This is a genomic window from Streptococcus cristatus ATCC 51100, from assembly GCF_011612585.1.
GTDB lineage: Bacteria > Bacillota > Bacilli > Lactobacillales > Streptococcaceae > Streptococcus > Streptococcus cristatus_H.
Genome location: NZ_CP050133.1, coordinates 1,703,716 through 1,730,000, shown reverse-complemented (window position 1 = coordinate 1,730,000; position 26,285 = coordinate 1,703,716). Strand labels below are relative to the sequence as shown.

Annotated in this window: 27 protein-coding genes and 1 riboswitch (1 of these 28 running past the window's edge); of the genes, 23 read left to right on the top strand and 4 right to left on the bottom strand. The window is 42.1% G+C overall.

The window, feature by feature from the left end; genetic code table 11:
* From HBA50_RS08580 to trxA (HBA50_RS08545), 8 genes are all read left to right on the top strand, one after another.
* On the top strand, positions 1 to 414 hold the 3' end of the coding sequence (locus tag HBA50_RS08580; protein ID WP_045498468.1) for an ABC transporter ATP-binding protein. 579 nt of this gene lie to the left of the window's left edge; only the last 414 of its 993 coding nucleotides appear in the window; the start codon falls outside the window, past its left edge; its stop codon occupies positions 412 to 414.
* 1 nt (position 415) lies between these two features.
* Positions 416 to 1,234: an ABC transporter permease gene (locus HBA50_RS08575; RefSeq protein ID WP_045498470.1), complete on the top strand. Its 819-nt coding sequence runs from the start codon at positions 416 to 418 to the stop codon at positions 1,232 to 1,234.
* A gap of 1 nt (position 1,235) precedes the next feature.
* The gene (locus HBA50_RS08570; protein WP_045498476.1) at positions 1,236 to 2,021 is read left to right on the top strand and encodes an ABC transporter permease; all 786 of its coding nucleotides are present in this window, start codon (positions 1,236 to 1,238) and stop codon (positions 2,019 to 2,021) included.
* A 209-nt stretch (positions 2,022 to 2,230) separates the two neighbouring features.
* Positions 2,231 to 2,641: a GNAT family N-acetyltransferase gene (locus HBA50_RS08565; protein ID WP_045498482.1), complete on the top strand. Its 411-nt coding sequence runs from the start codon at positions 2,231 to 2,233 to the stop codon at positions 2,639 to 2,641.
* A gap of 75 nt (positions 2,642 to 2,716) precedes the next feature.
* The gene (locus HBA50_RS08560) at positions 2,717 to 3,019 is read left to right on the top strand and encodes a cell division protein ZapA (protein ID WP_045498485.1); all 303 of its coding nucleotides are present in this window, start codon (positions 2,717 to 2,719) and stop codon (positions 3,017 to 3,019) included.
* On the top strand, positions 3,019 to 3,570 hold the full coding sequence (locus HBA50_RS08555; protein WP_045498487.1) for a CvpA family protein: 552 nt from the start codon (positions 3,019 to 3,021) through the stop codon (positions 3,568 to 3,570). Before HBA50_RS08560 ends, HBA50_RS08555 begins: the two co-directional genes overlap by 1 nt.
* 69 nt (positions 3,571 to 3,639) lie before the next feature.
* Positions 3,640 to 5,973, top strand: a complete 2,334-nt coding sequence (locus HBA50_RS08550) for an endonuclease MutS2 (RefSeq protein ID WP_045499732.1) — start codon at positions 3,640 to 3,642, stop codon at positions 5,971 to 5,973.
* A 94-nt stretch (positions 5,974 to 6,067) separates the two neighbouring features.
* The gene (trxA, locus tag HBA50_RS08545) at positions 6,068 to 6,382 is read left to right on the top strand and encodes a thioredoxin (protein WP_045498489.1); all 315 of its coding nucleotides are present in this window, start codon (positions 6,068 to 6,070) and stop codon (positions 6,380 to 6,382) included.
* 161 nt (positions 6,383 to 6,543) lie between these two features.
* On the opposite strand, the gene HBA50_RS08540 is transcribed toward trxA (HBA50_RS08545), so the two are convergent.
* Complete coding sequence (locus HBA50_RS08540) at positions 6,544 to 7,062, bottom strand: DUF4865 family protein (protein ID WP_045498496.1); 519 nt, start codon at positions 7,060 to 7,062, stop codon at positions 6,544 to 6,546.
* 108 nt (positions 7,063 to 7,170) lie between these two features.
* Between HBA50_RS08540 and HBA50_RS08535 the strand changes: the two genes are divergently transcribed.
* The 12 genes from HBA50_RS08535 (at position 7,171) to HBA50_RS08480 (ending at position 19,513) form a co-directional block, all read left to right on the top strand.
* The gene (locus HBA50_RS08535; RefSeq protein ID WP_045498498.1) at positions 7,171 to 7,917 is read left to right on the top strand and encodes a LysR family transcriptional regulator; all 747 of its coding nucleotides are present in this window, start codon (positions 7,171 to 7,173) and stop codon (positions 7,915 to 7,917) included.
* A gap of 100 nt (positions 7,918 to 8,017) precedes the next feature.
* A complete protein-coding gene (locus HBA50_RS08530; protein ID WP_003074623.1) occupies positions 8,018 to 8,425 on the top strand; it encodes an SRPBCC family protein in 408 nt (135 codons plus the stop codon).
* 90 nt (positions 8,426 to 8,515) lie between these two features.
* Complete coding sequence (gene trxA, locus HBA50_RS08525; RefSeq protein WP_045498501.1) at positions 8,516 to 8,830, top strand: thioredoxin; 315 nt, start codon at positions 8,516 to 8,518, stop codon at positions 8,828 to 8,830.
* 167 nt (positions 8,831 to 8,997) lie between these two features.
* Positions 8,998 to 9,087, top strand: a riboswitch (glycine riboswitch).
* A 90-nt stretch (positions 9,088 to 9,177) separates the two neighbouring features.
* Entirely contained in the window at positions 9,178 to 10,509 is a 1,332-nt protein-coding gene (locus HBA50_RS08520; protein WP_045498505.1) for an alanine/glycine:cation symporter family protein, read from the top strand.
* A 148-nt stretch (positions 10,510 to 10,657) separates the two neighbouring features.
* On the top strand, positions 10,658 to 11,131 hold the full coding sequence (gene nrdR / locus HBA50_RS08515; RefSeq protein ID WP_005591110.1) for a transcriptional regulator NrdR: 474 nt from the start codon (positions 10,658 to 10,660) through the stop codon (positions 11,129 to 11,131).
* 6 nt (positions 11,132 to 11,137) lie between these two features.
* Entirely contained in the window at positions 11,138 to 12,292 is a 1,155-nt protein-coding gene (locus tag HBA50_RS08510; RefSeq protein WP_045498507.1) for a replication initiation and membrane attachment family protein, read from the top strand.
* Entirely contained in the window at positions 12,293 to 13,192 is a 900-nt protein-coding gene (dnaI, locus tag HBA50_RS08505) for a primosomal protein DnaI (RefSeq protein ID WP_045498509.1), read from the top strand.
* Positions 13,189 to 13,905, top strand: coding sequence for an NADPH-dependent oxidoreductase (locus tag HBA50_RS08500; RefSeq protein WP_045498511.1), 717 nt, complete (start codon positions 13,189 to 13,191; stop codon positions 13,903 to 13,905). Before dnaI ends, HBA50_RS08500 begins: the two co-directional genes overlap by 4 nt.
* A 42-nt stretch (positions 13,906 to 13,947) precedes the next feature.
* Positions 13,948 to 15,258 (top strand): ribosome biogenesis GTPase Der, encoded by a 1,311-nt coding sequence (der, locus tag HBA50_RS08495; RefSeq protein WP_045498513.1) that lies wholly within the window; start codon positions 13,948 to 13,950, stop codon positions 15,256 to 15,258.
* A gap of 285 nt (positions 15,259 to 15,543) precedes the next feature.
* A complete protein-coding gene (locus HBA50_RS08490) occupies positions 15,544 to 16,722 on the top strand; it encodes a hydroxymethylglutaryl-CoA synthase (RefSeq protein WP_045499735.1) in 1,179 nt (392 codons plus the stop codon).
* Positions 16,719 to 17,999, top strand: a complete 1,281-nt coding sequence (locus HBA50_RS08485; protein ID WP_045498514.1) for a hydroxymethylglutaryl-CoA reductase, degradative — start codon at positions 16,719 to 16,721, stop codon at positions 17,997 to 17,999. The genes HBA50_RS08490 and HBA50_RS08485 overlap by 4 nt, the downstream gene beginning before the upstream one ends.
* 119 nt (positions 18,000 to 18,118) lie before the next feature.
* Positions 18,119 to 19,513: an IS1182 family transposase gene (locus HBA50_RS08480; RefSeq protein ID WP_045496874.1), complete on the top strand. Its 1,395-nt coding sequence runs from the start codon at positions 18,119 to 18,121 to the stop codon at positions 19,511 to 19,513.
* A 69-nt stretch (positions 19,514 to 19,582) separates the two neighbouring features.
* Here the strand turns inward: HBA50_RS08480 and HBA50_RS08475 are convergent, their stop codons facing one another.
* From HBA50_RS08475 to pflB, 3 genes are all read right to left on the bottom strand, one after another.
* Positions 19,583 to 20,041 (bottom strand): threonine/serine exporter family protein, encoded by a 459-nt coding sequence (locus HBA50_RS08475; protein WP_045498515.1) that lies wholly within the window; start codon positions 20,039 to 20,041, stop codon positions 19,583 to 19,585.
* A 4-nt stretch (positions 20,042 to 20,045) separates the two neighbouring features.
* The gene (locus HBA50_RS08470) at positions 20,046 to 20,819 is read right to left on the bottom strand and encodes a threonine/serine exporter family protein (protein WP_045498516.1); all 774 of its coding nucleotides are present in this window, start codon (positions 20,817 to 20,819) and stop codon (positions 20,046 to 20,048) included.
* Between the two features lie 118 nt (positions 20,820 to 20,937).
* The gene (gene pflB / locus HBA50_RS08465) at positions 20,938 to 23,253 is read right to left on the bottom strand and encodes a formate C-acetyltransferase (RefSeq protein ID WP_045498517.1); all 2,316 of its coding nucleotides are present in this window, start codon (positions 23,251 to 23,253) and stop codon (positions 20,938 to 20,940) included.
* A 392-nt stretch (positions 23,254 to 23,645) separates the two neighbouring features.
* On the opposite strand from pflB, the gene dinB reads away from it, so the two are divergent.
* The 3 genes from dinB to HBA50_RS08450 all read left to right on the top strand — a co-directional run bounded on the left by dinB (position 23,646) and on the right by HBA50_RS08450 (position 26,268).
* Complete coding sequence (dinB, locus tag HBA50_RS08460; protein WP_045498518.1) at positions 23,646 to 24,710, top strand: DNA polymerase IV; 1,065 nt, start codon at positions 23,646 to 23,648, stop codon at positions 24,708 to 24,710.
* Positions 24,711 to 24,925: 215 nt separating this feature from the next.
* Positions 24,926 to 25,252, top strand: coding sequence for a hypothetical protein (locus HBA50_RS08455; RefSeq protein ID WP_045498519.1), 327 nt, complete (start codon positions 24,926 to 24,928; stop codon positions 25,250 to 25,252).
* 371 nt (positions 25,253 to 25,623) lie between these two features.
* Complete coding sequence (locus tag HBA50_RS08450) at positions 25,624 to 26,268, top strand: TetR/AcrR family transcriptional regulator (protein ID WP_045498520.1); 645 nt, start codon at positions 25,624 to 25,626, stop codon at positions 26,266 to 26,268.
* The last annotated feature ends 17 nt before the right edge of the window (positions 26,269 to 26,285 follow it).

The window sequence follows — 26,285 nt, the reverse complement described above, 5'->3', positions numbered from 1 at the left end:
AACATTCGTCGGGCCATCACCCAAATCAATCAGGAGGAAGAGACCACTATTCTCTTGACAACTCACGACTTGAGCGACATTGAGCAACTTTGTGATCGGATTTTTATGATTGACAAGGGACAGGAGATTTTTGATGGAACGGTGAGCCAGCTCAAGGAGACCTTTGGCAAGATGAAGACTCTTTCCTTTGAACTGGTACCGGGTCAAAGTCATCTCGCTTCTCACTATGAAGGCCTGCCTGATATGACCATTGATAGACAAGGAAATAGCCTCAATATTGAATTTGATAGTTCCCGCTACCAGTCGGCTGATATTATCAAGCAAACCTTGTCTGATTTTGAAATCCGTGATTTGAAAATGGTGGATACGGATATTGAGGATATTATCCGTCGCTTCTACCGAAAGGAGCTCTAAGATGGTCAAATTGTGGAGACGTTATAAACCCTTTATCAATGCGGGGATTCAGGAGTTGATTACCTATCGAGTCAACTTTCTTCTCTATCGGATTGGCGATGTCATGGGGGCCTTTGTTGAGTTTTATCTCTGGAAGGCAGTCTTTGATTCCTCGCAGGAGTCTTTGATCCAGGGTTTCAGTATGGCGGATATCACCCTCTACATCATCATGAGTTTTGTGACCAATCTTTTGACTAGGTCGGATTCTTCTTTTATGATTGGGGAGGAGGTCAAGGATGGCTCCATTATCATGCGCTTGCTGCGACCAGTGCATTTTGCGGCCTCATATCTCTTCACCGAGCTTGGTTCCAAGTGGTTGATTTTTATCAGTGTTGGCCTTCCATTTTTAAGTGTCATTGTTCTGATGAAGATCTTTTCTGGGCAAGGTATTGTAGAAGTGCTGGGACTAACTGTCATTTATCTTTTTAGCTTAACGCTAGCCTACCTGATCAATTTTTTCTTTAATATCTGCTTTGGGTTTTCAGCCTTTGTTTTTAAAAATCTATGGGGCTCTAATCTGCTCAAGAATTCTCTGATTGACTTTATGTCGGGGAGTTTGATTCCCTTGGCTTTCTTCCCTAAGATTGTTTCAGATATTCTGTCCTTCTTGCCTTTTTCATCCTTGATTTATACTCCAGTTATGATCATTGTTGGGAAATACGATGCCAGTCAGATTCTTCAAGCGCTTTTGCTACAGTTCTTCTGGCTCATAGTGATGGTGGGCTTGTCTCAGTTGATTTGGAAACGAGTCCAGTCATTTATCACCATTCAGGGAGGTTAGTATGAAAAAATATCAACGCATGCATCTGATTTTTATCAGACAATATATCAAGCAAATCATGGAATACAAGGTGGATTTTGTGGTTGGTGTTTTAGGTGTTTTCCTGACCCAAGGCTTGAACCTCTTGTTTCTCAATGTCATCTTTCAACACATTCCTTCCCTAGAAGGTTGGACTTTTCAAGAAATCGCCTTTATCTATGGATTTTCCTTGATTCCCAAGGGACTGGACCACCTCTTTTTTGACAATCTCTGGGCACTGGGGCAACGCTTGGTGAGAAAAGGAGAGTTTGACAAGTACCTGACTCGTCCTATCAATCCTCTCTTCCATATCCTCGTTGAGACCTTTCAGATTGATGCCTTGGGTGAGTTGTTGGTCGGCGGAATTTTGCTAGGGACTACGGTGACTAGCATTGCTTGGACTCTACCGAAATTCTTGCTTTTCCTAGTCTGCATTCCTTTTGCGACCTTGATTTATACCTCCTTGAAAATAGCCACAGCCAGCATTGCTTTTTGGACCAAGCAATCAGGCGCTATGATTTACATTTTCTATATGTTTAATGATTTTGCTAAGTACCCGATTTCTATCTACAATTCGCTTCTTCGTTGGTTGATTAGCTTTATCGTGCCTTTCGCCTTTACGGCCTACTATCCTGCTAGCTATTTCTTGCAGGACAAGGATGGGCTCTTTAACATTGGTGGTTTGATTCTGATTTCCCTTGTTTTCTTTTTCATTTCCCTCAAACTTTGGGATAGGGGGTTGGACGCCTACGAAAGTGCGGGTTCGTAATGGGAATATATAAAGTGTGAGATTTATATAGAAAGTCTATGAATAAGAGAACTATTAGATACAGTATAAGGACAAGGTTTGCTGCCTTGTCTTTTCTAATATATTTTAAGGTATCTATCTTTTAAATTTTTACTTTTGAAATGAATAAATTCTACTTATCTTGCTAAAATGGTAGAATAGATTTAAGATTTGATAAGAAGGAGAGCTTAATGAAATTGAGATTGGAAAATAAAGAATCTGAACGTGTCCAGGAACTTGGGAATTTAATCCGGGCTTATAACCGCTCTAAACGGGAAGCTTCAACAAGTGAGCCTCTCAATATCTTTGTCGAAGATGAGGACGGAAATTTAATGGGCGGCCTAGTAGCCGAAACGTTTGGATATTGGCTGGAAATTGAGTATTTATATGTGAGTGAGGCTTTACGAGGGCAAGGGCTTGGCTCGGATATTTTGCAAAGGGCAGAAGAGGAAGCTCGTGACAGGAAGTGTAAGTATTCATTTGTGGATACTTTTCATTTCCAAGCGCCAGATTTTTATAAAAAGCATGGCTATGAGGAAGTGTTTAGATTAAAAGAATATCCCTATACAGGTGAGCGATATTATTATACGAAAGAGTTATAATTTATCAAAGGATAGATAGCAGATTTCTACCTGACAAATGTAGCGATTTTTGGTATAATATCATGAGGTGATTTTATGGCAAATTTGAATAGATATAAGTTTACATTTGGAAACAAAACCTTAACTTTAACAACAGAACATGATAATCTTTTTATGGAAGAAGTGGAGCGGGTTGCCAAGGAAAAATATAAGGCTATTAAAGAGCAGATGCCTGCGGCAGATGATGAAGTCTTGGCTATTTTGTTGGCGATTAATAGTTTATCTACCCAGCTCAGCCGCGAGATTGAGTTTGATGATAAGGAAAAAGAATTGGAAGGCCTTCGTCACAAAATGCTTAGTGAACTAAAGGAAAAGTCAGCTAATACAGGGGAAAGATAGTGTTTGCGATTATTATTTTACTAATATTAGCTTGGAGCTTTTATATTGGCTACTCGCGTGGGATTGTTCTGCAGGGCTATTATGCTGCTATGACGATTGTATCCATGCTAGTGGCTGGAGCTCTATATCAGGACTTGGCTAAGTCTATTAGCTTGTGGGTGCCCTATGCTAGCGCTGTTAAAGGCAGCTCGACTTATTTCTTTGCAAGTTCTCAACTTTTCCATTTGGATAAGGTTTTTTATGCGGGGCTGGCTTATCTTCTTGTTTTCAGTCTTGTTTATATAGTAGGCCGCTTTTTGGGGATTTTTGCAAATTTAATTCCCTATCCGAATAAGTGGGATACCAAAATTTTCAATATGGTTAGTGGGGCTATTGCGGTCTTCATCGCACTCTTTGTTATCGAGATGGGACTGACTATTTTAGCTACTGTGCCTATGTCCTTTATCCAAGAACGCTTAAATTCTAGTTTGCTGATTCGATTTATTATTAATCATACGCCTGTAACTTCATCCATTTTACATGACCTTTGGGTCACAAAAATTATCGGATAATTAAGACTCAGTTGCTCTGTAGCTGAGTTTCTTTTTCAGTTTAAATCATATAGAAATAGAATGAACATGATGAATCATAAAATTTTAGAAACTTTGGAATTTGATAAAATTAAGGAGCTTTTTTCTCCCTATCTACTGACTGAGCTGGGAGAGTTGGAGTTGAAGCAGCTCCAGCCAAACAGTAAAAAAGAATCAATTGCTGCTGCTTTTTTGGAAATGTCTGATATGCGGCAGATTTTTGTGCAACACCCGCACTTTAGTTTGGGAGCCATTCAGGATATTAGGGGCTTGACCAAGCGCTTGGAGCTGGAGAGCGACTTGAATATTGAGGAGTTTTTAGCTCTCAAGCGGGTTTTAGCTGTGACACACGAGCTGGTGTCCTTCTACGAGGATCTGGAAAATGTCCAATTGGAGCGTTTGGATCGCCTTTTTAACAATCTAGTAGAGTTTCCTAGTATTCAGGGAAGCCTGCAAGCTATCAATGATGGAGGCTTTCTCGAAAGTTTTGCTAGTGAAGAGTTGAGTCGTATTCGCCGGAGAATCCAAGAAAATGAAGTTCAGGTTCGGGATATTCTGCAAGAAATTCTCAAAACTAAGGGAGACATGCTGGCGGACCAAGTGGTGGCCAGCCGGAACGGCCGCAATGTACTGCCTGTGAAAAATACCTACCGTAACCGTGTTGCGGGTGTCGTTCACGATATTTCGGCCAGCGGAAGTACGGTTTACATTGAGCCGCGGGCGGTGGTCAATCTCAATGAAGAGATTGCTAGCAGTCGGGCAGACGAGCGCTATGAAATTCAGCGGATTTTGCAGGCTATGTCGGATATGATACGGCCACATGCGGCTGAAATTGCCAACAATGCTTGGATTATCGGTCATCTAGATCTGGTGCGTGCCAAGGTCCGCTTCATGCAGGAGACGGGAGCGGTGGTGCCAGACCTGTCAGAAGAGCAGGATATCCAACTACTCAGTGTCCGCCATCCCCTGATTGAAAATGCAGTGGCTAATGACCTGCATTTCGGATCAGACTTGACAGAGATTGTCATTACCGGGCCAAATACCGGTGGTAAGACCATCATGCTGAAGACCTTGGGGCTAGCTCAGATCATGGCCCAATCAGGTCTGCCGATTTTGGCGGACAAGGGGAGTCGCGTCGGGATTTTCAGTCAGATTTTTGCAGACATTGGTGATGAGCAGTCCATTGAGCAGAGCCTATCGACTTTCTCCAGTCACATGACTAATATCGTCTCTATTTTGGAGCAAGTTGATAGTGAGAGCCTGGTTCTGCTGGATGAGCTGGGAGCTGGGACTGACCCGCAAGAAGGAGCAGCTCTGGCTATTGCCATCTTGGAAGATTTACGGCTAAGGCAGATTAAAACCATGGCGACGACCCACTATCCTGAGCTCAAAGCTTATGGGATTGAGACGGACTGGGTGGAAAATGCCAGCATGGAATTTGATACAGATAGTTTGCGGCCGACCTATCGCTTTATGCAGGGAGTGCCTGGCCGCTCCAATGCCTTTGAAATTGCTCGGCGTTTGGGCTTGTCGGAAGTTATCGTTGGCCACGCCCAAGAGCAGACCGACACAGACAGTGATGTCAATCGGATCATTGAGCGCCTAGAGGAGCAGACGCTGGAAAGCCGTAAGCGCTTGGATAATATCCGTGAGGTGGAGCAGGAAAATCTCAAATTTAACAGAGCCCTCAAAAAACTTTACAATGAGTTTAACCGAGAAAAGGAAACCGAGCTCAATAAGGCGCGATTGGAGGCTCAGGAAATCGTTGATTTGGCTTTGTCAGAAAGCGAGAGCATTCTCAAAAATCTCCATGACAAGTCCAGTCTTAAACCGCATGAGATTATTGAAGCCAAGGCTCAGCTTAAAAAGTTGGCGCCAGCAACCGTTGATTTATCAAAGAATAAGGTGCTCAAGCAGGCCAAGAAAAATCGGGCGCCCAAGGTGGGAGATGATATCCTAGTCACCAGCTATGGTCAGCGGGGAACCTTGGTCAAGCAGCTCAAGGACGGACGCTGGGAAGCTCAGGTCGGTCTTATCAAGATGACACTAGAAGAGCAGGAGTTCAACTTACTCAAGACTGAAAAGGAGCAGCAACCTAAGCGCAAGCAGGTCAATGTGGTCAAGCGAACCAATACCAAAGGTCCAAGAGCCAGACTAGATCTGCGTGGCAAACGCTATGAAGAGGCTATGGAGGAGCTCGATGCCTTTATCGATCAGGCCCTTCTCAACAACATGGCTCAGGTGGACATTATCCACGGTATTGGAACAGGTGTCATCCGTGAAGGAGTAACCAAATACCTCCGTCGGAACAAGCAGGCCAAGTCCTTCGGCTATGCTCCGCAAAATGCTGGTGGTAGCGGTGCAACGATTGTGATATTTAAGTAGGGAAGCATCGGATCTTGCCGTAGCAAATATTTTCTTTTCCTCTGGGTTTGGTGTACAATATTATCAAAAGTAAGCTATTCAAAGGAGAAGATTTATGGTAGCAGCAGTTACAGATGCAACATTCGCTGAAGAGACAAAAGATGGACTGGTTCTGATTGATTTTTGGGCAACATGGTGTGGTCCATGCCGTATGCAGGCGCCTATCTTGGAGCAGTTGGCAGAGGAAGTTCATAAGGACGAACTGAAAATCCTCAAAATGGATGTGGATGAAAATCCAAATACTGCCCGCGAATTTGGCATTATGTCCATTCCGACCCTTTTGTTCAAGAAAGACGGTCAAGTCGTTAAGCAAGTAGCTGGTGTTCACACCAAAGACCAGCTCAAGGCTATTATCGCGGAATTGAGTTAATATCATAGCCAAAAAATCGTTACATGTCGTAACGATTTTTTCATTTGGCCGATGACAGTAAAGGTCATACAATTTTGGGAAAAGCAAGTATACTATCATAGTGTGCAAAAAAATGAAAAATTGTTTGCTCAGGCATTTCCCTATTACTTATCATATGCTACTTATTGTGAAATATGCAAAATTTCAAATGTTGGTAGTTGTGTATCGGGTTTATTGGTATAAAAAGCAAAAATACATTTTTTCCATTTATCAGGATTGAAAATAACGACTTTGCCACTTTCGTTGTTTTGCATTTGCTCGTGAATGGTAAAGGATTTTAAACTTTCCGACGCTTCTATATCAATGATTTCCAATGTAGCATATTTACTTGAGTCAAAATGATCAGATATTTCGACTGATGAAGTCACTCCGATTTCAATATTCTGCCAGCCAAAAGAATTTAAAATATGATCAAAGTAACCATCAAATATGAATTTTGTCATTCCTTTGGTATTTTTCCAGATATATAGTGGACAATAACTATTAAATAATTGGCCTTCAGACTTTTCAGAGATTAAATAAACCTTGAAAAATAAATCGTCGAATCCATCCATCAAACGACCTGTATTTCGGACACGTTGTCTAATGATATCCATATCATAATCTGATGGTAATTTTATAGTATATTGCATTGCTTGCATTTCAGCACCCCTTTTCTAATTAACTATTGATAGTATAAATAATTTATATCATGTTGAATAATACTTAAAAATGATATAATTATCATAAAAAGTGATAGGGTGTTTTAAATGAATTTTAATGATATAAGCATTTTTGTGACAATCTATGAGACAAGGTCAATAAACAAAAGTTCAAAGATCTTACAATATGCGCAATCTAATCTCAGCGCTAGATTGAAAGTGCTTGAAACTGAATTAGATACGAAATTATTTTACAGAAAATATAATGGTTTAGTTCCGACAAAAAGTGGAGACTTATTTTATCAATTTTGTAAGGAAACTTCTAACAATTTAGAGAAATTAAAAAAGAAATGTGAAACCTCGAAAATATCCATCTTAATTTCAGAATTATTATTCAATCACGATATTAATAATTCGCAAACAATTGATTTGGATAAAAGCGAAATTAATATCCAAAAAACTTCGGATATACCCACCATTGCTCATCAGGAAGACTTTGATAGAATTTTTTGTTTTCAAAAAATTGAAAATTTGAAACATTATGATGAGACTATTGGACATATTGAGTCAGTTTATGCTTGTTCGAGCATCATAAAGGCTACTGAGGAAATGCCCATATTCGTTAATAAAGATAAAAATTGCCCTTTTAGAAAACAAAGCTTAATGAAGTTTGCTCATTTAAAATCAGTTGTAGAAATTGATTCTTTTGAGAACATTATCAGCTTAGTTGAAAACGGGAAAGGAATCGCACTATTGCCTAAATGGCTAAATAAGAGAGCGAATATCAAGCCATACGACCAAGACATCATTCTTATCCCATTTTATCAGTATGAAAAGCAGAATCAAATTAAGTAGACTATTTTAGAAGAAATATTAGTGCTAGAAAGAAAAAACATTTGACAAATATTATAAATATACTTATAATAAGTGTACATATTATAAAGGAGTTATTGTAATGGAATTTAGTTTTAGTTTAAGCATGAAAGCAGCAAAAGAAGATGTATGGTCCTACTATGAAAATATTGAAAAGTGGTATGACTGGGAAGAAGATTTAAAAAATATTACATTAAATGGTGGATTTAAGACAGGATCTTGTGGGATAATGGAACTCGAAGGAATGCCCCCAATGGAATATCAGCTGACACTTGTCAAGCCCTTTGAGGAATTTTGGGATAAAACAGCGACCCCGTTTGGAGATATCCTTTTTGGTCATCAGATCATTGAGAACGATGATGGCACTGTAAATGTCAAGCACACCGTAGCTTTAGATAGCAAAGATCAGCAACATTTGGAATTTTTGAGCCAAGTTTTCTCAGATGTTCCTCAATCTATTTTTATTTTAAAAAATTGTTTGGAAAAATAAGAATTCTTTACTTAGCTAGAGAATTTTTTTCTTTCTCTTGCTTTTGTTGTAAAATATTATCAAAAGTAAGCTATTCAAAGGAGAAGATTTATGGTAGCAGCAGTTACAGATGCAACATTCGCTGAAGAGACAAAAGATGGACTGGTTTTGATTGATTTTTGGGCAACATGGTGTGGTCCATGCCGTATGCAGGCGCCTATCTTGGAGCAGTTGGCAGGAGAAGTTCATGAGGACGAACTGAAAATCCTCAAAATGGATGTGGATGAAAATCCAAATACTGCCCGCGAATTTGGCATTATGTCCATTCCGACCCTTTTGTTCAAGAAAGACGGTCAAGTCGTTAAGCAAGTAGCTGGTGTTCATACGAAGGAGCAACTGAAGGCTATTTTGGCAGAATTAAGTTAAGAAAGAAGCCTTAGGCTTCTTTTTGTGTTAAAAAACGTTTACATGTTTAAAGTCTGTTATAAAACATTGACAAAAACCGAATATTATTTTAAAATAATAGAAAATTTAGAATAAACACCGAATGAAGTTTTTCAGAAATAAGCGTTTGAGCCTTATGACTGTGAAATGGACGGAACTCTGGAGAGACCATGATTGGCACCGAAGGGGCAAGGCAGGCAACTGCTCAAACTCTCAGGTAAAAGGACAGAGCAAGGGAAGGACAAGAAACGGTCGTTCTCAGGCATCCAGAGTACATGTTTACACATGTACTTTTCTTTTTCTCGGTGTGGAAAAGGAGCAGAAGATTTATGTTGAAATTGTTGAATCAAATTGATTCTCTGGTCTGGGGGCCTCCCCTCTTGATTTTATTAGTTGGCACAGGGCTCTATCTGACACTTCGTCTGAGGTTGCTACAGATTTCACGCCTTTCTCGCGCCTTTCGCTTAATTTTTGTTTCCGGTGAGGATCATCATGGAGACGTGTCAAGTTTTGCAGCTCTTTGTACAGCATTGGCAGCCACGGTTGGAACGGGGAATATTATCGGTGTAGCGACTGCCATAAAAGTTGGTGGACCGGGCGCCTTATTTTGGATGTGGCTAGCAGCTTTCTTTGGAATGGCAACCAAGTATGCCGAAGGTTTATTAGCAATCAAGTATCGTTCTAAGGATGCTCACGGAGCAGTTGCTGGTGGTCCTATGCATTATATTCTTTTGGGGATGGGCGAAAAATGGCGTCCACTGGCTATCTTCTTTGCTGTAGCAGGTGTCTTGGTGGCTCTTTTAGGGATTGGGACCTTCACACAGGTGAATTCCATTACAGAAGCTATGCAGAATACCATTCAGTTGCCTCCAGCTGTGACTGCCTCTATCTTGGCTATTTTGGTGGCTCTGGTTATTTTTAGCGGTATCCAGTCGATTGCTCGAGTGTCGACCAAGGTTGTGCCTTTTATGGCAGCTATTTATATCTTGGGGACTGTGACTGTGTTAGCAGTCAATCTAGATCGTCTGCTGCCCACTCTCCAGCTAGTCTTTAGTTCTGCATTTAGTCAGACGGCTGCTGTCGGTGGCTTTACTGGTGCAACCATCCAGATGGCGATTCAAAATGGGGTCGCGCGCGGGGTATTCTCCAATGAATCTGGTTTGGGGTCTGCACCTATTGCAGCGGCGGCAGCTCGGACTAAGGAACCGGTAGAACAAGGCTTGATTTCCATGACCGGAACCTTTATCGATACCTTGATTATCTGTAGTTTGACAGGATTGACGATTTTAATCACAGGGGTCTGGGATGGCAATCTTAACGGCGTGTCCTTGACTCAGGCAGCCTTTGCGAGTGTTTTTGCTAATTTTGGTCCAATTCTTCTATCCGTTTTTCTAGTTCTGTTTGCTTTTACCACTATTTTAGGCTGGAACTATTACGGTGAACGTTGCTTTGAGTTCCTGTTTGGTGTTAAATATATTCGCTTGTACCGAATCATCTTTGTCGCTATGGTGCTCTTAGGTGGCTTTATCGAGTTAGAAGCAGTTTGGGTCATTGCCGATATTGTCAATGCCTTGATGGCCTTGCCAAATCTGATTGCTCTTTTGGCCTTATCTCCTGTTATTATTGCTGAGACCAAAAAGTATTTTGACAAGAAGGGCTGAGTTTCCATTTGCTGGATTTTTGAAAGAAGATTTTCTTGCTAAAGCTGCTTTGCCAGCTTTAGTTTTTTTATGGGCGAGAAATCTCTCGTCTTTTGTTATTGGTCAAAACATGGTATAATGAAGTATTAAGATTCTAGGAGGAAATGACATGCGTTGTCCCAAATGTGGCGGAAGCAAATCAAGTGTGGTTGACAGCCGGCAGGCAGAAGATGGAAATACAATCCGTCGTCGCCGTGAATGCGAGGAATGCCAGCATCGTTTTACAACTTATGAGCGCGTGGAAGAAAGAACCCTAGTCGTTGTCAAAAAAGATGGAACGCGTGAGCAGTTTTCTCGGGATAAGATCTTTAACGGAATCATCCGCTCCGCTCAAAAGCGTCCGGTATCAAGTGACGAGATTGAAGAATTGGTCAATCGGATTGAGCAAAAACTTCGCAGTCAGAGTGAAAATGAAATTGCCAGCGAATATATTGGCTCTCTGGTCATGGATGAGCTGGCCGAACTGGATGAAATTACCTATGTCCGTTTTGCCAGTGTTTATCGGAGTTTCAAAGATGTTGGCGAGCTGGAAAGCCTTTTGAAGCAGATTACCAAGGGTTCTAAGAAGAAAAAGGAAAAATAATGGCTTATGAAACCAAATGATCATTTTTCTTTCTTGTCTAATAACCAGGTCAGTCAAGATATGAGCGGACTGACCCGTTATTACCTACCCATTGTGGGCAAGGATGCAGTCGCGCTTTATCTTTATCTAGTTTCTTTTTGGGATAATGGAACTCAGCAGCGACTTTTCAGTCATATTCTGAATCATCTTGATTTTGGTATGGAAGTGTTGGAGAGGAGCTTGGAACGCCTATCAGCTATTGGCTTGCTAGAGCTTTTCCAGACGGAAACGGGATTTTTCATCCGACTCTATCCAACCTTGTCCGCTGAGGACTTCTTTGCTCATCATGTGTACAGTAGTCTTTTGGAGAAAAAGATTGGTCAGGCGGCAGTAGACAAGCTACGACCAGAAAATCCAGCTGGACAAAAAATCGGTGCTTCTTTTAGCCAGATTTATGGCATGGAAGAGGTCGGTCCGACGAGAACCAGTCGCCAGAATGATTTTGACTTGACACATTTTAAACAGAGAATGGCTCAGGATGGCTTGCGTTTTGCGGATGAAAAATCGGATCTCTTGGACTTGTTTGCTATTGCGGAGCAGAAGAAATGGACGTGGTATGAGACCTATGTCTTAGCGCGTGAAACAGCTGTGTCACATGTGATTTCGACGAAACGGATGCAGCAAAAGATTCTGCAAAAACCAGTTTCGGGAGATTTTTCTCAGCAAGAGCAGTCTATTATCCGTGAGGCTAAAAGCAAGCAGCCACTACTCTTTTTGGCCGAAATCAAGAAAACCCGTCAGGCGGCCATTACGCGTAGTGAACGGAAGCTGATTCAGGATTTGGCAGAGATGGGACTGTTGGATGAAGTTATCAATATCATCCTGCTATTGACTTTTAATAAGGTTGATTCGGCCAATATCAATGAAAAGTATGCCCTCAAGGTGGCCAATGACTTTTCTTATCAAAAGGTGACCTCGGCTGAAGAGGCAGTCCTGAAAATCCGTGAGCGTAATCAGCAGACGAATAGTCGTCCTGCGCAAGTCAGCCCAGCTGCTGCTAAAAGCAATGTGCCGAACTGGAGTCAGCCGGATTACAAAAATGAAACTAGCTTAGAAAAGCAAGCTGAACTAGAAGAGCAAAAAAGAAGACTTTTAGCAAGACTGGAAGAAGGAGGCGATTAAATGGAAAAAATAGGACAGGCAATGCCTCATATGAATAAGGTGAAGCAGTTTGATTATCAAAAATTGGTCCAGCAGATTTTAGCAGATCCAGATATCGCTGCCTTTATCAGTCGAGAACAATTGTCTCCAACCGAAATTCAGCGTAGCATTTCTAAGTTCAATCAATACATTACCGAACGAGATCGTTTCCTGCTAGAAGATCAGAACTATATTGCTAAGGGATATAAGCCAATTTTGGTGAGAAATGAAGGCTATGCGGATGTTGCCTATGAGGAAACACCTGAGTTGATCGAGCAGGAGAGACAGGAGGCCATTAGAAACCGTCTCAACCTCATCAATCTACCAACTAGTCTAAAAGAAGCTAGTTTGGCCAAAGTGGACTTAGACGATATTGGTCGTTACAAGGCTTTTGAGCTCTTGACCAGTTTTGTTGCGGACTTTCCTAATTATAAAAAGGCTGTTTATCTCTACGGAGATTTCGGCGTAGGTAAGAGCTACATGATGGCTGCGCTGGCACATGATTTGTCAGAAAAACGTAGTGTCTCAACGACTCTGCTTCACTATCCGAGCTTTGTTTTGGATGTTAAGAATGCTATCAGTTCTGGTTTGGTTAAGGACAAGATTGACCAGGTCAAGACAGCTCAAGTGCTGATTTTGGACGATATCGGTGCAGAGCAGTCTAGCCCATGGATGCGGGATGAGATTTTGCAGGTCATTCTCCAGCACCGCATGCAGGAAAATCTGCCAACTTTCTTTACTTCTAACTTTAGTTTTGCAGATTTGGAGCGTCACTTTGCTAATTCTAAGAATGGCGATGAGACCTGGCAAGCCAAGCGGGTTATGGAGCGGATTAAGTTTCTGGCTCAAGAAGTGCATCTAGAAGGAGAGAACCGTCGATGAATGAAACAATTAACTTGATGAAGGCTCATACGTCTGTTCGGCGCTTTACGGAAGAGCAGATTTCAGATGAAGAACTACGCGCGATTATCGATGCTGGACGCGCTGCTTCCAGCTGGAAAAACTTCCAGTCCTACTCTATCATTGTGGTGCGCAGTCAGGAGAAAAAAGAAGCCCTCTTTGATTTAGTTCCGCAGAAAGCAATTCTTCAGGCTTCAGCATTTTTGCTCTTTGTAGGAGACCTCAATCGTGCTCAAAAGGGTGTTCAATTGCACACGGATGGTTTTTACCCTGAAGGAACCGAAAATATTCTCATTAGCTCGGTAGATGCTGCTTTGGCGGGGCAAAATACCCTCTTAGCAGCTGAAAGTCTGGGTTATGGCGGCGTTATTATTGGTTTAGTCCGCTATGAAGCTTCAAAAATTGCCCAGCTCTTTAATCTGCCAGACTATACTTATCCAATTTTCGGCATGGCTTTAGGAAAGCCTAATCAAAACCATGCTGTCAAACCACGTCTGCCGTATAAAGCGGTGGTCTTCGAGGAAGAATACTGTGAGCAAGGAAGTTCAGTCATCGAGGCTTATGACCGTGTGCAGACTGAGTATGCTGGTGATCGGGCACAGGATACTTGGAGCCAGCGTTTGGCAGTCCAATTTGGTCAAGAGCCGAATCAAGCAATTGCCCAACTGTTTAAAGAAAAGAAATTAGAAAAATAAGACGGAGCTCAGCTCTGTCCCAAAGAATGAAAGAGGAAAAACATGGCTTTACCAACTATTGCCATTGTCGGCCGTCCCAATGTCGGCAAGTCAACGCTATTTAACCGGATTGCGGGTGAGCGGATTTCCATTGTGGAAGACGTAGAAGGGGTTACCCGTGACCGCATCTATGCGACGGCTGATTGGCTTAATCGTAAGTTTAGTATCATTGATACAGGCGGAATTGACGATGTTGATGCGCCTTTTATGGAGCAAATCAAGCACCAAGCGGAGATCGCTATGGACGAGGCTGATGTTATCGTTTTTGTCGTGTCTGGCAAGGAAGGTATCACGGATGCGGACGAGTATGTCGCTCGCATGCTCTACAAGACCCATAAACCGATTATTTTAGCGGTTAATAAAGTGGATAATCCCGAAATGCGCAATGAAATCTATGATTTCTATGCACTGGGCTTAGGCGATCCATTCCCAGTATCTTCTGTCCATGGGATTGGTACAGGGGATGTTCTGGATGCTATCATTGAAAATCTTCCACATGAGGAAGTGGTTGAAAATCCTGATATGATTAAGTTTAGCTTGATTGGCCGTCCCAATGTCGGCAAGTCCAGTTTGATCAATGCTATCTTGGGTGAGGATCGGGTCATTGCCAGTCCAGTGGCTGGTACCACGCGCGATGCTATTGATACGGTCTTTACGGATAGTGAAGGTCAGGAGTTTACAATGATCGATACGGCTGGTATGCGCAAGTCAGGCAAGGTCTATGAAAATACGGAGAAATACTCTGTCATGCGGGCCATGCGGGCGATTGACCGCTCAGATGTCGTTCTGATGGTGCTGAATGCTGAAGAAGGAATTCGTGAGTACGACAAGCGAATCGCTGGCTTTGCCCATGAAGCAGGAAAAGGGATGATCATCGTCGTCAATAAGTGGGATACGCTGGAAAAAGACAACCATACCATGAAAGACTGGGAAGAAGATATCCGCGACCAGTTCCAGTACTTGTCTTATGCCCCGATTATCTTCGTCTCTGCCCTAACCAAGCAGCGTCTCCATAAGCTGCCGGACATGATTAAGCAAATCAGTCAGAGTCAGACTACCCGAATTCCATCAGCGGTACTCAATGATGTCATCATGGATGCTATCGCGATTAATCCGACGCCGACTGACAAGGGCAAGCGTCTCAAGATTTTTTATGCGACTCAGGTAGCGACAAAACCGCCAACCTTTGTCATCTTTGTCAACGAAGAAGAGCTCATGCACTTCTCTTACCTGCGTTTCTTAGAAAATCAAATCCGCAAGGCCTTTGTCTTTGAAGGAACACCGATTCACCTGATTGCAAGGAAGCGGAAGTAGGACTTGCTTCGGACTGTTTATAAAGAAAAAACAAGAGCGATTTCAGGGAATTTATGGGCGGAAGCTTATCCTTAAATCCCTAAACTTGCTAGCTCAAAATTTGGAATAGATTAATGAGGGAAACTGAATTGGAAAAATTGAGTTTCTCTCATTTTTTGATGATGAGCTTTCTCCGTCTCAAGTCGGATTTGGGCTTAAAAAATGGTTTTTAAAAGAGTTTTAGCCTTAATTATGGTAAAATAGTGTCTGAATACTATTAGCTATCAAATGAATGAGGTCTTTATGATGAAAATCGGAATCGATCAAATCGGTTTTGCGACCAGCAATTATGTTTTAAAATTAGATCATCTGGCTGAGAAGCGGGGAATTGATCCCAACAAGCTTAGTAAGGGATTGTTGATGAAGGAGATTAGCATTGCTCCTTTAACTGAGGATATTGTCACTTTGGGCGCAGCAGCGGCTGAGCAAATCTTGACCGTAGAGGATAAGAAGGTCATTGATATGATTATTGTTGCAACGGAGTCTAGCATCGACCAAAGTAAGGCGGCTTCAGTCTTTATTCATGGTCTTCTGGGCATCCAGCCCTTTGCTCGTAGCTTTGAAATGAAGGAAGCCTGCTACGCTGGAACTGCTGCTCTAGACTATGCCAAGCTGCATATCAAACAGTATCCAGAAAGCAAGGTTTTGGTTATCGCTAGTGATATTGCAAAATACGGGATAGAGGCGCCAGGCGAGCCGACTCAAGGTGCAGGAGCTATCGCTATGCTGATCAGTCAAAATCCACGAATCCTTGAATTCAATGAAGATAATGTGGCTCAGACTCGTGATATTATGGATTTCTGGCGACCAAATTACTCTACGACTCCTTATGTCAATGGTGTCTACTCAACCCAGCAGTATTTGGATTGCCTTGAGACGACTTGGACGGAATATCAAAAGCGTCATGGCTTAGCTTTAGCTGACTTTGCAGCGGTCTGTTTCCATCTTCCTTATCCTAAATTGGCACTCAAGGGTCTAAATAAAATTATGGATCAGAGCTTGTCTCAGGAAGAGCAGAGAAAACTGCAAGAAAACTTTGATAAGTCTATTCTCTATAGCCAAAAGGTCGGAAACATCTACACAGGCTCGCTCTTTTTGGGGCTCTTGTCTCTCTTAGAAAACTCTGAAAATCTTAAGGCTGGTGACAAGATTGCTCTCTTTAGTTATGGTAGCGGTGCTGTCGCTGAGATTTTCAGTGCAAATCTGGTAGAAGGTTATGAAAAACAGCTGACGACTAATCGTTTGGAGAAATTAAATCAACGTCAAGAACTGACAGTTGCTGCTTATGAAGAGCTTTTCTTTGCAGAAGCCCAGCTAGATGAAAACGGATCAGCTGTTTTTTCTGACTACGATGACCAAGTTTACGCCTTAGTTCAAATCGACCAGCATCAGCGCAAGTATATCAAAGTTGAGAAATCATCATGAAAATAAATTGGACCGGATTTTCTAAAAAGACACCTGCAGAGCGGCTAGAGTTTCTGAAAGCCTATGAGCTACTCCAGGATGAGAATTGGCAAAACCTTGCTAATCAAAGCCATTTACCGCTGGAGACAGCCAATCAAATGAGTGAAAATGTGCTTTCTATTCTGGCTTTGCCTTATTCGATTGCACCGGACTTTCTTATAGATGGGCAGGTTTATCAGGTACCTTTTGCAACAGAGGAGCCCTCTGTCGTTGCTGCTGCTAGTTTTGCAGCAAAAATCATTCAGCGCAACGGCGGTTTCAAGACCAAGATTCATAATCGGCAGATGGTTGGGCAGGTCGCACTCTATGATGTGCCCGATGTAGCTAAAGCCCTGGAGCAGATCCAAAATGAGAAGTCAGCTTTATTAGAATTGGCAAATCAAGCCCATCCTTCCATCGTCAAGCGAGGAGGTGGGGCGCGTGACTTGCGAACGGATTTCCTGGAGGGAGAGACAGATTTTCTAGTTGTCTACCTTGTCGTGGACACTCAGGAAGCCATGGGTGCCAATATCCTTAATACAATGCTAGAAGCCCTAAAAGAACGATTAGAGGAGCTAACAGGTGGACAGAGCTTGATGGCCATCCTGTCTAACTATGCGACTGAGGCGCTCGTAACAGCCTCTTGTGAAATTGATTTCCACTCACTCAGTCGAGACAAGGCAGAAGCTGAACGCACTGCTCAAAGAATTGCTCTAGCCAGTCAATTTGCAAAACAGGATCCTTATCGAGCCAGCACGCATAATAAAGGCATTTTCAACGGCATTGATGCAGTTCTTTTGGCGACAGGTAACGACTGGCGCGCTATTGAAGCAGGGGCCCATGCCTATGCTGCTCGCGATGGCCGTTATCAAGGATTGAGTAATTGGAAGGCAAATCTAGAGGAAAGAAAACTCTATGGCCAGTTGACTTTACCCATGCCGGTTGCGGCCAAGGGAGGTTCCATTGGGCTTAATCCAATGGTTGTCGCTAGTTTTGATTTATTGGGGCAACCGACAGCCAAAGAATTAGCTTCGATTATCGCTTCTGTCGGCTTAGCGCAAAATTTTGCGGCTTTAAGAGCGCTGGTGACTACGGGAATTCAGGCTGGCCACATGAAGCTCCAAGCTAAATCCCTAGCTTTATTGGCCGGTGCTCAGGAAGATGAGATTGCTGCTGTTGTTGCAGAGCTTCTCAAAGAGAAGCAATTTAATCAGGCAAAAGCTAAGGAAATTCTAACCAAAATGCGTAAAGAAAAATGAGTCAATATGTATTGACTCATTTCAGATTGAAGACAAAGTCCTTAGAAGACACTTTTCTAAGGGCTTTTCTTTTTGTAAAGTCGTATAATAGAGGTGAGAAGAATTGTGAGGTATTCTCTATGTTTCACAAAGAAAAACCTGATTATCATCGCTGCCAATATGGCTTCTATACGATTGACGAATTGGTCCCAGAGGATCACTTTCTTCGCCAAGTGGATTCAAAGCTTGATTTTGATTTTATCTATGACTTGGTAGAAGACACCTATAGTCCAGATAATGGTCGTCCTAGTCTCGATCCTGTCATGTTAGTCAAAATCCCTTTGATTCAATGTTTTTATGGCATTCGCTCCATGCGCCAAACCATTAAAGATATTGAAGTAAATGTAGCTTATCGTTGGTTTCTTGGACTAAGCTTGGATGACAAGGTCCCTCATTTTACCACCTATGGAAAGAATTACAGTCGTCGTTTTCAAGATAAAGAATTAATTTCAGAGATATTTTCGCGAGTGCTCCATCAAGCTTTATGTGCTGGCTTAATTGATCCTTCGGAACTATTTGTGGATGGTACTCACATCAAAGCGGCAGCTAACAGTCACAAATATCGTAAGAAAATGGTTGCCCAACAAGCTAAATTTATGAGTGAGCAATTGGAAGTTGAGATTGATTTAGATAGGAGGAAACATGAAAAAAAGTCCTTAAAGCCCGCAAAAGAAAGCGAGGCTAAAGAAAAGAAAATCTCAAGGACAGACCCAGAGAGTGGCTGGTTCCACAAGGGTCAACACAAGGAAGTATTTGCCTATTCTGCCCAGGTAGCTTGTGACAAGCATGGTTGGGCACTAGCTTATAGTGTTGAAGCAGGAAATGTACACGATAGTCAGGCTTTCCCTGCCCTTTTTTCAAAGATAGAAGCTTTCTCCCCACGCTACATTATTGCGGACTCAGGCTATAAGACCCCAGCTATTGCTCATTATTTATTAGAGCGAAACATCATCCCTGTCTTTCCCTATACCCGCCCCAAGGGTGTAAAAGGGAACTTAAGGCCCGGTGATTTTGTTTATGATGCCTTCTATGACTGTTACCTCTGCCCAGAGAACCAAGTGTTAACCTATCGCACGACGACCCGAGCAGGCTACCGTGAGTATAAGAGTGATCCAAAAGTATGTGTCGCCTGTCCCCTATCATCAGTTTGTACCCAGAGCCAGAATCAGCAGAAAGTCATCACAAGACATGTATGGAAAGATGACCTTGAATTTTGTGAAGAGATTCGCCACAAAAGAGGGATGAAGGAGCTTTATAAGAAGCGCAAGGAAACAATTGAGCGACTCTTTGGGACTGCTAAGGAATATCATAACTTGAGATACACCAGAGAGAAAGGAAAGTCCAAAATGGAAGATAAGGTTGGGCTTACTTTGGCGTGTTTGAATCTTAAAAAACTAGTAAAAATGAGGGTGGACAAGCCTTTTTATTTTGTTCAAATGACCATTATTCTATCAAAAGATGAAATATTAGCCTGACAAACAGAAAAAGACAAACACCATTTGGAATGTTTGTCTTCAATCTGAAATGAGTCAATATGTATTGACTCATTTTTTATAGTGAAGAGGATGTTTCTTCAGGTAGCTGTAAATCTTTAATACAACCGTCCCGCTAGCCATGCCGATAGAGATGACCAAGGCTAGGATAACGACCAAGGTAGCATTGACCATAGCATGACTGTAATCACCTGTCACAAAGAAGGCAGTTGTCCGATAGGAAATATATCCAGGTACTAGAGGCGCTAGAATAGCCAAAATAAAGACGACAGCAGGCGTTCTGTAGATGATGCTGAGGATTTGGCTGGCACAGGAACCAATGATAGCAGCCACAAAGGTTGCAATGATAACATTGGTGGGTCCCTTTAGTAGGAGATAAAGTAGCCAAGTAGCCATTCCTAAAACTCCGCCGGGAATCAGCATACTACGCTGGACATTTAGAACGATTAGAAAAGTGATGATAGCCAGTAGGCTGGCAAGGGCTTGCAGTAAGAAAGTCAAGATTGTCATAGGCTTATTTCATAAGAATGAGGGCGACAGAGGTACCGGCACCGAGAGCAAGGGTAATGAGGAGCGATTCAAAGAGTTTGCTCATTCCAGAGTTGATGTGGTTGGTCATAATATCTCTAACTGAGTTAGTCAGAGCGATTCCTGGGACGAAGGGCATAACAGCTCCTGCGATGATCAAGTCTGCTGTTGAATCGAATCCCGAATAGTAAGCCCAAATCTGGGCTAATAATCCGAAGACAAAAGCTCCAGCAAAGGCTGAAACAAAAGGAATTCGAATATATTTATCGACATAAAGGGAGAAAGAGAAGCCAAATAGAGTTGCGATACCGGCTCCAAGAGCATCGTAAAAATTTCCACCGAACATGATAGAAAAGAAAGGAGCACTGAGTGTGGCTGCTGTAATGAGTTCTCTTTTGCTATAGGGAACCCCTTTTGTTTTAAGTGCCCTTAGTTGTTCAAGAGCTTCTTCCAAATTGATTGCTCCACTGACTAATTGCCGAGAGACTTGATTGACATCGCAGACTTTCTCGATATTGTAGTTCATATGGATATTTCGCTTCATTCGAGAAATATTAGTGTTTTCAATTGAAAAGAATATGGCAACGGGCATGGCTAAGGCATTGCAGTCCAGGATGCCTTGCGAATGGGCAATCCGGATCATAGTGTCTTCGACCCGATAAATCTCTGAGCCGCTTTGTAATAGCAAGGTCCCAGCTAGCATGATAACATCGACGGCCAGATTAAGATTTTTTTCATCTGTAGACATTTTCTCAGCCATTATATCCCCCTTTTTCATTTTACAATAACTCTATTATAACACAAATGCTTAAAGCTATCTCTCCAAAGTAAAAGAAAACCAGCTGATTTTCAGCTGGTTTTACAATTAGGAAAGAGGCTTAGCTAAGTGCGTCATCCATTGAAAGAACTTCGTGGAAGACACGTTGTGTCAATTCAGTTTTTTGTTCTGGAGTGAGGTATTTAGTGTTTACACAGTATCCAGAGATACGTACGATAACGTCTTCGCCAGACATGATCTTGTCGTAAACATCTTGCAAGTCCATAACGTTCAAGTTAACGTGTTGTCCACCGTTTTCAAAGTAACCATCAAGGATTGTTACCAAGTTATCAACTTGTTCGTCACGAGTCTTACCAAGAGCACGTGGAGAAACTTGAGTTGTCAATGAGATACCGTCAGCTGCGTAACCAAAGTCTAGGCTAGCAAGTGAGTTCAAGTTTTGCAACCAGCCACCTTTAGCTTTGTTAGATGGGTTAGCACCTGGTGAGAAGAATTCAAGTTTAGACAAGTTCACAGAACCATCTTCGTTGAGGTATACACCTTTGTGGACTGGTGAGTTACCAGTTTGTTTAGAGTAAGCAACATTAGATGTGATGGTCAAAAGTGATACAGTAGCTTCCGCGTCTTTGTAAAGTTTGTGGCTACGTAGACGAGTTGTATAAGCTTCGATCAACCATTCTGCCAATTCGTTTGAACGTGGGTCATCTTCACCCCAACGTGGGTATTCACCGATTGTTTCGTAATCGTAGATGTAGCCATTTTCGTCACGGAGTGGTTTAACTGTAGCGTACTTGATAGCTGACAATGTGTCAACAGTGTTAGCGAATCCGCAGATACCGAATCCCATGTTAGCACGTTGTTTAGTTGGCAAGAAGGCCATTTGAACAGCTTCGTAGTTGTACTTGTCAGTCATGTAGTGGATGATGTTCAAAGCATCTACGTAAGTGTCAGTCAACCAGTCAAGAGATTTTTCAAAGTTCGCTTTAACTGATTCAAATTCAAGAACTTCGTCACGGATAGGATCGATGTCAAATACTTTGTAGTCTTTGTGAACATCGTCGTAACCACCGTTCAAACCAGTAAGAAGGGCTTTAAGAACGTTCACACGAGCACCGAAGTACTGGATGTTGTGACGTTGATCTTCGTTTTCTGGGTCAAGTGGTGACACACAGCATGAGATACAGCTCATTTCTCCGTATCCGTCTTTAGCCATTGTTGTTACACCTTCGTATTGGATAGAAGAGTGTTTGTGGCTCATATGCATACAGTAGCGACGGAATGAGTATGGAAGTTTGTCAGTCCAGAGAACTGTCAAGTTTGGCTCTGGAGAGTTACCGATATTGTCAAGAGTGTTCAAGAAACGGTAGTCCATCTTAGTAACACGGTGACGACCGTCGTTACCCATACCAGCCATAGAAGTGGTGATGAAAGTTGGGTCGCCTGAGTACAATTGGTCATAAGCTTTTGTACGAGCAAACTTCACTGTACGAAGTTTCATAACGAAATCATCAACAAATTCTTGGATTTCTGATTCAGTAAATGTACCACGAGCAAGGTCACGTTCTGCAAAGATATCTAATACGATTGGCACACGTCCTAGAGATGTTGCAGCGCCGTTGATAACACGGCAGACAGCCATGAAGGCGATGTTAACCCATTGGATCGCTTCTTTAACGTTCATCGCTGGTTTACGAACATCAACTCCGTAAAGATCACCCAAGCGAACAACTTGTTGCAATGCTTGGTATTGAAGGTTTACTTCTTCACGAAGGCGGATTGTTTCTTCGTCGATTTCTTTGATTGCATTCCAGTCGTTGACTTTTTCTTGCATCAAGTAGTCTGCACCGTAAAGAGCAAGACGTGCGTAAACACCGATGATACGTCCACGTGAGTAGGCATCTGGAAGACCTGTTACAGTGTGGGCGTGACGAGCACGGCGGATGTTAGAAGTATAAGCACGGAAAATACCGTCGTTAACAGTTGTCACATATTTTGTGAAAATTTCGTGAACAGCTGGATCAGGTTCATAACCATTTTCCTTCAAAGTTGTTTCAGCCATACGGATACCACCTTTTGGCATGAAGTTCAATTTGAAGAGTTCATCGTTTTGAATACCGTAAATTAGTTCGTTATCTCTGTCGATATAACCAGCAGGGATATCTGCAATAGATGTTGGACGAGTGTCCATTGGGAAACGAGTTTCTTCGTAGTGAGCTTTTGTTTCTTCTACGATTTTCTTGATGTGGAGTGAGCGCTCAGTAGGACCCGCCAAGAAGCTTTCATCTCCATCATAAGGTGTGTAGTTGGCTTGAACGAAGCGAGAAACACTTGCTTTCTCTTTCCAATCTTCACCTTTGAAGCCTTCCCAAGCTTTGTCAAAAATATCTTGAGCTTCCACAACTGTTTTAACAACCATTAGATTTTCCTCTTTATTCTAGCAACATAAACTGTTACATTTATAATTAAAGTATATCATAAGGTAATCGGTTTCACAAACGAATTTCGGTGCTAAAAGAGGCTTTCTTTTATAATACAGATTGATATTTTATCGTAAACTGTTTTATAATTTTGAAAATGGTAAATGAAAATAGTAGAAAGAAGCTGATAAGTTGAATTATTTTGTACTTGCTTTGAACGTTACTATGTAGAAATTTGTCCAATACTGAAATTCCTATTTTAATACTTTGTCTATTCACCTCAGAAAGTGTCTCACATTTTCCGGTCTTGCTTTTGAGCAAAAATCCTTTGAAACTTGCTTTAAAAATGATAAAATTTGCTAAAGAGCTATTCTAACTTATAGGAGACGGCATGCTAATTTTTCCGCTAATCAATGACACATCGCGAAAGATCATTCATATTGATATGGATGCTTTTTTTGCTTCGGTCGAAGAGCGGGACAATCCTAAGCTCAAGGGAAAGCCTGTGATTATCGGTAGTGATCCGCGTCAGACGGGTGGACGTGGTGTGGTTTCGACTTGTAATTATGAAGCCAGAAAGTTCGGAGTTCATTCGGCTATGAGCTCCAAGGAAGCCTACGAGCGTTGCCCGCAGGGAATTTTTATTTCGGGAAATTATGAAAAATATCAAACAGTTGGTTTGCAGATTCGAGAGATTTTCAAGCGCTACACGGATAAAATTGAGCCCATGAGTATCGACGAGGCTTATCTGGATGTGACGGAAAATAAGTTGGGTATCAAATCTGCAGTCAAAATTGCCAAGCTGATCCAGCACGATATCTGGAATGAGCTGCAACTGACGGCTTCGGCAGGCGTTTCTTATAATAAATTTCTGGCCAAGATTGCCAGTGATTATGAGAAGCCGCACGGTCTGACGGTTATTTTACCCGAGGAGGCAGAGGCCTTTCTGGCGTCCATGGACATTGCTAAGTTTCACGGAGTTGGTAAGAAGAGCGTTGAAAAACTGTATGAAATGGGTGTTTATACTGGTGCAGATCTACTCAAAATACCAGAAATGACCTTGATTGATAAGTTTGGTCGCTTTGGCTTTGATCTCTACCGGAAAGCGCGTGGTATCAGCAATAGTCCGGTCAAGTCCAATCGTATTCGCAAGTCTATCGGTAAGGAGCGAACCTATGCTAAATTGCTCCATGGCGAGGAGGATATAAAAAAAGAACTATCTCGCTTGGCAGCTAAGGTCGCTCTCAGCTTAGAGAAACACCAGAAAGCTGGCAAGACGGTTGTCCTAAAAATCCGCTATGCCGATTTCTCTACCTTGACAAAAAGGAAAAGTTTGAATCTAGCCACTCAAGACAAGGAGCAAATCGAGCGAACGGCTCATGAGATTTACGATAGCTTGGAAGAGCAGCCGCGAGGCGTTCGCTTGTTGGGACTGACAGTGACGGGGTTTGGATAAAAAGATAAAGGCTTGGTTCATTACCGAGCTTTTTTAGATATAGTTTTTAGTATGAGAGAGTTGCTTGTGACGAGTTTCTAAGTTGGCTGATGATTTTCATTAAGCGAAAATAATCTTTTTTGAAAAAATACTGGACAAAGTTTTCTGTGTCTGTTATACTGAGTTTATAAAATTAAAAACCGTCTAGTCGGTTTTTTTGAAAGAAAGGAGCAGAAATGAAGAAATCTGTAGTAGAAAAAACAAGCGAGCACATCCTCAAGTTTAATCAGGAGCTGGATCGGCAGCGGGAAGGTCAGAAAGAGTTTTTGCAGCAGCAGGCAGAAAAATGTAAGGTGTTGCTAGAAAAGATAACACAGGGTGAGAATCTCATACGCTATTCTAAGTGGGGAGTCAAAGCTGGATATGCTGTCCTTGCTGGTGGCTTGCTGACTTCTGTCTTTAGCCCTTGGCGAGGACTGGGTATTATGGCAGTAGGGGGTCTGAGCCTTGCCTCCAATCTCTGGCAAATTCGGCGATTGCAAAATCAAGAAAGGAAGAAGTAGTAGATAGAAAGTCTAGATAAATTGGGAGATCTAGAACAGTTTGGAAATAAAAGATGCGGCTTTTTCTACTAGCTACTGAGTATAGTCCAGACAGTTTGGCAGTTCATTTTTTGTCTTTGTTGCCATTTGCCTGATTACTTCTTACAAAAAAGACAGTTTATCCCTTACAGCATTCTCTTTCATGGTTTGATAAATAGCCTTGGTTAATGTTTACTGGTTTTCTATAGTATCTGTCTTTGGTACCAAGTCCATCAAAAGGAGGTAGGACGGGATAGCACCAGAAGTGAAATATAGTTGTGAGTATGTAGTTTTTTTGTATTTCCCAGATTTTTTGATAGAATAGGACTAGACTAGAAATGAAGGGAAGAAGAATGGCAGCGAGGGCAGATAAATCTCAGGCAATGATCGAAAAAATTTTGGCGACAGCTTCTCAACTTTTCGTTCAAAAAGGCTATGAAAAAACCAGCATGCAGGATATCGCACGGACAGCAGGTATTTCAAAAGGAGCTATTTATCATCATTTTCAGTCAAAGGATGAGATTATCCTAAAGGTGATGCAGCATCTGAAGGAACTGATGGTGGAAGAAATCGCCAGGACTTTGCAAGCGACCGAGCAGCTGAGCGGAAAGGAACAGTTACAGGCGCTCGTTAAGGCCAATCTGGAGAGCCAGACCATTCATTCCATGGATTCGGTTATGGATGAGTACGATAAGGATGCGGGTTTTGGACTGGCTATCTTGCAGGATAATCTGAAAATCAGCGCCCCTATTATTGCTTCGATTATCAAGAAGGGGATGGCGGATGGCTCCTTTCAGACCCAGTTTCCAGATGAAGGAGCTGAAGTTTTCCTTCTCTTGCTTAATTTTTGGTTAGTGGGTCAATTCTCAGAGAAAAGTTTTGAAAAGCAGGCTGAACGTCTCCGCTTTATCCGCTTTATGCTGGAATCCATTGGCATTGATATTCTTAGTGACGAGCTGATGGAGCAGACTCTGACTTATTTAAAGAGGGGCTGCTAGATATATTGTTGGTTGCG